General features: G+C 39.0%; 6 protein-coding genes. 5 read left to right on the top strand and 1 reads right to left on the bottom strand.

Annotation, left to right across the window (positions count from 1 at the left end):
* On the top strand, window positions 1–962 hold a 962-nt coding region (locus ACEWK1_RS22580), incomplete at its 5' end, for a Gfo/Idh/MocA family protein (protein WP_416636668.1).
* A gap of 52 nt (window positions 963–1,014) precedes the next feature.
* Here the strand turns inward: ACEWK1_RS22580 and ACEWK1_RS22575 are convergent.
* Complete coding sequence (locus ACEWK1_RS22575; protein WP_212136044.1) at window positions 1,015–2,706, bottom strand: catalase; 1,692 nt, start codon at window positions 2,704–2,706, stop codon at window positions 1,015–1,017.
* A 202-nt stretch (window positions 2,707–2,908) separates the two neighbouring features.
* Between ACEWK1_RS22575 and ACEWK1_RS22570 the strand changes: the two genes are divergently transcribed.
* The 4 genes from ACEWK1_RS22570 to ACEWK1_RS22555 all read left to right on the top strand — a co-directional run.
* Window positions 2,909–3,469 carry an RNA polymerase sigma factor gene (locus tag ACEWK1_RS22570; RefSeq protein ID WP_212136045.1) on the top strand — a complete coding sequence of 187 codons (561 nt, stop codon included), beginning with the start codon at window positions 2,909–2,911 and terminating at the stop codon, window positions 3,467–3,469.
* Window positions 3,466–4,200: an anti-sigma factor gene (locus ACEWK1_RS22565; RefSeq protein ID WP_212136046.1), complete on the top strand. Its 735-nt coding sequence runs from the start codon at window positions 3,466–3,468 to the stop codon at window positions 4,198–4,200. Before ACEWK1_RS22570 ends, ACEWK1_RS22565 begins: the two co-directional genes overlap by 4 nt.
* Before the next feature lie 106 nt (window positions 4,201–4,306).
* Window positions 4,307–4,435, top strand: coding sequence for a hypothetical protein (locus ACEWK1_RS22560; RefSeq protein WP_269671114.1), 129 nt, complete (start codon window positions 4,307–4,309; stop codon window positions 4,433–4,435).
* A gap of 123 nt (window positions 4,436–4,558) precedes the next feature.
* The coding region (locus ACEWK1_RS22555) for a hypothetical protein (protein WP_416636667.1) at window positions 4,559–5,062 on the top strand (504 nt) is incomplete at its 3' end.

The raw sequence follows: 5,062 nt of genomic DNA, 5'->3' as shown, positions 1-5,062 counted from the left end.
GAACAAATTGGATTACAGAAAGTTTTATCCAAGCTGCAAGCAAAGTAGAAGGATTTTCTTTAACAGCTGTATACTCAAGAACAGCTGAGAAAGCAAAGGATTTTGCAGACAAACACCATGCTGAGCATATTTTTACAGATTTAGAGGAATTCGCAGGCAGTGACACATTTGATGCGGTGTACATTGCTAGTCCAAACTCACTTCATGCTTCTCAAGCCATTCTTTGTATGGAAAAAGGTAAGCATGTTTTATGTGAAAAGCCTATGGCTTCTAATAGGAATGAAGTGAATGCTATGATTAAGGCTGCTAATGAGAATAACGTTGTCTTAATGGAGGCATTAAAAACAACTTTATTACCAAATTTCCTAGCTATAAAAGAAAACTTACATAAGATTGGAAAAGTAAGACGTTATTTTGCAAGCTACTGCCAATATTCTTCACGCTATGACAAATATAAAGAAGGTACTGTTTTAAATGCCTTTAAGCCGGAGTTCTCCAACGGTTCTCTAATGGATATAGGAATATATTGCGTGTACCCTGCAATCACATTATTTGGAGAACCAAATGAAATCAAATCTTCAGGTTATATGCTTGAGTCAGGTGTTGATGGAGAAGGAAGTATCCTGCTCACATATGATCAAATGGATGCGGTCATTATGTATTCAAAAATTACAAATTCATATGTTCCTTCCGAAATCCAAGGAGAAAATGGAAGTATTATTATCGATAAAATTCATACCCCTGAGAGTGTAAAGATTCATTATAAGGATGGAACTATTGAGGATCTGACACAACCTCAGGATACTGAAAGCATGTATTATGAAGCGAAAGAATTTATTGAACTTGTTACTCAAAGTAAGCATCAATCTGAAATGAATTCTCATCAAAATTCTTTAATAACAGCTACAGTAATTGAAGCTGCTCGTAAGCAACTTGGCTTAGTTTATCCAGCTGATAAATAATAAAAATGGGTCGGTTCCCACTAGAGGGAACTGACCCATTTTTCATTCTTCCTTAATAAGGATCGGCTTCGTGGCTTTTCTTTACAGCGTCTTTTGTTGCTTCATTTGCAGCTAATGAACCTAGTCCACCTTGACCATATTTTGACTTTCCTGCTTCACGGCCTGGAACCTCACCCATGCTCATTTCCTTCAGTTCTTTCACTTTCATTTCAATACCTTCCTTTACACGACGGCCATAATCTTCGTCAGCTTGTGTAAAGTGTTCAATCATCGCATCTTGAATTTTCTTATTACATGCTGCAAGTGCTTCCGAAAGGTTTTTAATTAATTCATCGCGCTCCCAATCTTCAAAGCTACGGTATGTGTCACCAGCTTGACCGTAGTTGTTAGGTCGATCAATTGGTGCGCTCATTGCCGCTGCATTATAAGTTGGTTGGTGAGGCGCACGTCCTTCTTTACTTGCTTCCTTAAATCCTCCTAGCATGGATGGCTCATAGTTAATATGAGGATTATCTCCAGACTCTTTTGGATCACGCACATCCATTTGTCCGCGTTGCTGATTTGTGCGAACAGGCGCTTTAGGTGCATTCACAGGTAATTTCAGATAGTTTGCTCCAACACGATAGCGCTGTGTATCGGAGTAGGAAAACGTACGACCTTGTAGCATTTTATCATCTGAAAAGTCCATGCCATCAACAAGAACCCCTGTACCGAAGGCAGCTTGTTCAATCTCAGCATGAAAGTCCACTGGATTACGATCTAGCACCATACGTCCAACAGGTAGCCATGGGAATTTATCCTCTGGCCAAAGTTTTGTATCATCAAGAGGATCAAAATCGAGTTCAGGATGGTAATCATCCTCCATGATTTGAACAAAAAGCTCCCATTCTGGATAATCCCCGCTCTCGATCGCTTCATATAAATCTTGTGTTGCATGCCCAACGTTTTTCGCTTGAATAGAGTCAGCTTCTTCTTGGGTTAAATTACGGATGCCTTGCTTTGGCTCCCAGTGATATTTGACCAATACAGCTTTACCCTCAGCATTAACCCATTTATATGTATTAACACCAGATCCCTGCATATGACGGTATGTAGCTGGAATGCCCCATGGTGAGAATAGGAAAGTGATCATATGTGTTGCCTCTGGTGTACGGGAAACGAAATCAAACATACGCTCTGGATTCGGAACATTTGAAGCAGGATCTGCTTTAAAAGCATGAATCATATCAGGGAACTTCATTGCATCACGAATAAAGAAAATTTTAAGGTTGTTCCCAACAAGATCCCAGTTTCCTTCTTCAGTATACATTTTAACCGCAAAGCCGCGTGGATCACGTGCTGTTTCAGGTGAATCCTTAGCTCCTGCTACTGTAGAGAAACGAACCATTAATGGTGTTTTCTTTCCAGCACCAGAAAATACTTTTGCGCGCGTATACTTTTCTACAGGCTCATCGCCAACTTTTCCATATGTTTCAAAATATCCAAATGCACCCGATCCTCGTGCATGTACAACACGCTCTGGTACCTCTTCACGATCAAAATGTGAAATTTTTTCAATGAAATGATAATTCTCAAGAGTGGCAGGACCACGGTCACCGATCGTACGGATATTTTGATTATCCATAACAGGATGCCCTTGGCGGGTTGTTAATGTATCATCTTGCTCATTTCCAGATTTACTATGATCTAATGAGTCATCATTAGAAGCACCAAATTCTTCATTATATGAATTATCCTTTTTCAATGGTCAGCCTCCTATATAGTAAATAAATCAACATAATCATTTATTTGCTAAAGTAACCAAAAATATACAAGAGATATATAAAATTTGTATGATCTAAATCAATAGAGTAATCGTACTCTTATTAAGATCATAAAAGCACAATATCTATTAAGCTAATCCGATAATATGCTATTCTTAGAAAAACAACATAAAGGAGATTCATATGATCGAGAAGGATGATGCATCGTTATATGCTAAAGCTGCCAATAAAGATCGCATTGCTTTTGAACAGTTATATGATCGTTATGAAAAACTTGTTTATTCTTTCGCTTATCGAATAACGAAGGATACGACCTTGTCAGAGGAGATTATCCAAGATGTTTTTATGAAGCTGTGGAATGGAACAAATCTTTATGATGAGAAAAAAGGGAAATTCTCTTCATGGCTTCTAACGATCACAAGAAATAAAGCAATTGACGAAATTAGAAAACGCCAGAGACATACGCATGAAGAAGTAATTGAGAAAGACTCATTAGTTGTTGATGAAGCTTCTACTGAGCAAAAGCTAGAACAGAAAGAACAACGAGAAAAAATTCAACAGGCCATGTCAAATCTAAAAATAGAACAGCAGCAAATAATTGAATTATTTTACTTTAAAGGATTAAGTCAGCAAAAGATAGCAGATCAGTGTGAGATTCCGCTGGGAACTGTTAAGGGCAGGATTCGGATTGCATTAAAACACTTAAAAAACATGCTAGGTAAGGAAGGGGGGGACATCACATGACAAATGAACAATGTATCTCTTTAATTGATTATTACAATCGAACATTATCAAATGAGGAAATAGAGGAATTTGAATCACATTTAGAAGGTTGTTCGGCCTGTAAGCAAGAGTTGGAAGAGCTAATGAGTTTAACGGAAGAATTACCTTACCTTTCTGAGCAAATTGATGTTCCAAAAGGAATGAAAGCAAGAGTGCTTGAGAATATATATGACGGGAGTACGGTATTAGAAGAAAGTCATGAAAAGGTTTCAGAACAGAAAGTAGTAGAACTGAAAAAGAAAAGCGGAAGATCGAGATTCTTAATTCAAACAATTGCTGCTGCATTATTATTGTCACTGGCCACAAATGTTTATTTATATAGAGAAGTGACCCAAAATTCAAAAAGCGAGGAGCTCATGCCAACATCTCAGGTAACATTACTACCTCCAGATGGTCAGGGAGATGGCATCGCAATTGCCTCTCTTTTATCAGCAGCTGGGCAGAAGTCGATTCTCCTACAAGCATCTAACTTACCAAAGCTCCAAGATGATGAAGTTTATCAACTATGGGTTCTTGAGGGAGGACAGCCTTATCCTGCTGGGGCCTTTCAAACGAATGATTCCGGCCAAGGTACATTAACATATTCATTAGAGGAACTTGAAGGAGACTGGGACACAATTGCCATTACAGTGGAACAAGAGCCAGATTTACCAACCCCACAAGGAGAGATTGTTTTGGCTGGCGGTATTTAGGTTGAAGGTTGATTAGATTGATAAATTCTCTTTTACTAAAGGTATCTTTTCTCACTTTTAGCAAACAATAAGTGTTGAAAAATGCTATGTAAAGGGGGATTTTAGAATGGCTAAAAGAGACAGTCATAAAAATCAGCAAGAGAAAATGAATAAAGCAAGTGATGCAATTAACACCGATAAAGATTTTGGAAATGATCCTGCTGAAAGAAATCACAACGAAAAAAGATCTAAATAATTAAAGAGGTGGACTGTCCCGGATATAGGGGACAGTCTTTTTATATAAAGAGGTGTCTTTGAAGAAGATGCTGTCTCGATACAGGGGGGGATCGGGACAGAAAAGGGCTTGGAGAGGGAAGTTGTGTCTCGATATATGGGGGATTGGTATAGAAAGGTTTTGGAGAGGGAAGTTGTGTCTCGATATATGGGGGATTGGGATAAAAAGGTTTTGGAGAGGGAAGTTGTGTCTCGATATATGGGGATTGGGATAGAAAAGGTTCTTCAGCTGGAAGATGTGTCTCGATACAGGGGGAATCGGGACAGAAAAGATCCTCCAGCAGGAATTTGTGTCTCGATACAGAGGGAATCGGGACAGAAAAGGTGCACCATCAGGAATTTGTGTCTCGATACAGGGGGAATCGGGACAGAAAAGGTCTTCCATCAGGAATTTGTATCTCGATACAGAGGGAATCGGGACAGAAAAGGTCTTCCATCAGGAATTTGTGTCTCGATACAGAGGGAATCGGGACAGAAAAGATCCTCCATCAGGAAGATGTGTCTCGATATAGAGGGAATCAGGACAGAAAAGGTCAAGGAGAGGAAAGATGTGTCTCGATACAGAGAGAATCGAGACAGAAAAGGTCCT

The sequence above is a fragment of the Metabacillus sp. YM-086 genome (genome assembly GCF_048059995.1).
GTDB lineage: Bacteria > Bacillota > Bacilli > Bacillales > Bacillaceae > Metabacillus > Metabacillus litoralis_B.
The sequence above is the reverse complement of the archived record's forward strand: the minus strand, read 5'-3'. Positions and strand labels throughout refer to the sequence as shown.

Excerpts from the sequence above, each read along its gene's own strand:
- ACEWK1_RS22570 (WP_212136045.1), top strand. The coding sequence starts at position 2,909 with ATGATCGAGAAGGATGATGCATCGTTATATGCTAAAGCTGCCAATAAA.
- ACEWK1_RS22565 (WP_212136046.1), top strand. The coding sequence starts at position 3,466 with ATGACAAATGAACAATGTATCTCTTTAATTGATTATTACAATCGAACA.
- ACEWK1_RS22560 (WP_269671114.1), top strand. The coding sequence starts at position 4,307 with ATGGCTAAAAGAGACAGTCATAAAAATCAGCAAGAGAAAATGAATAAA.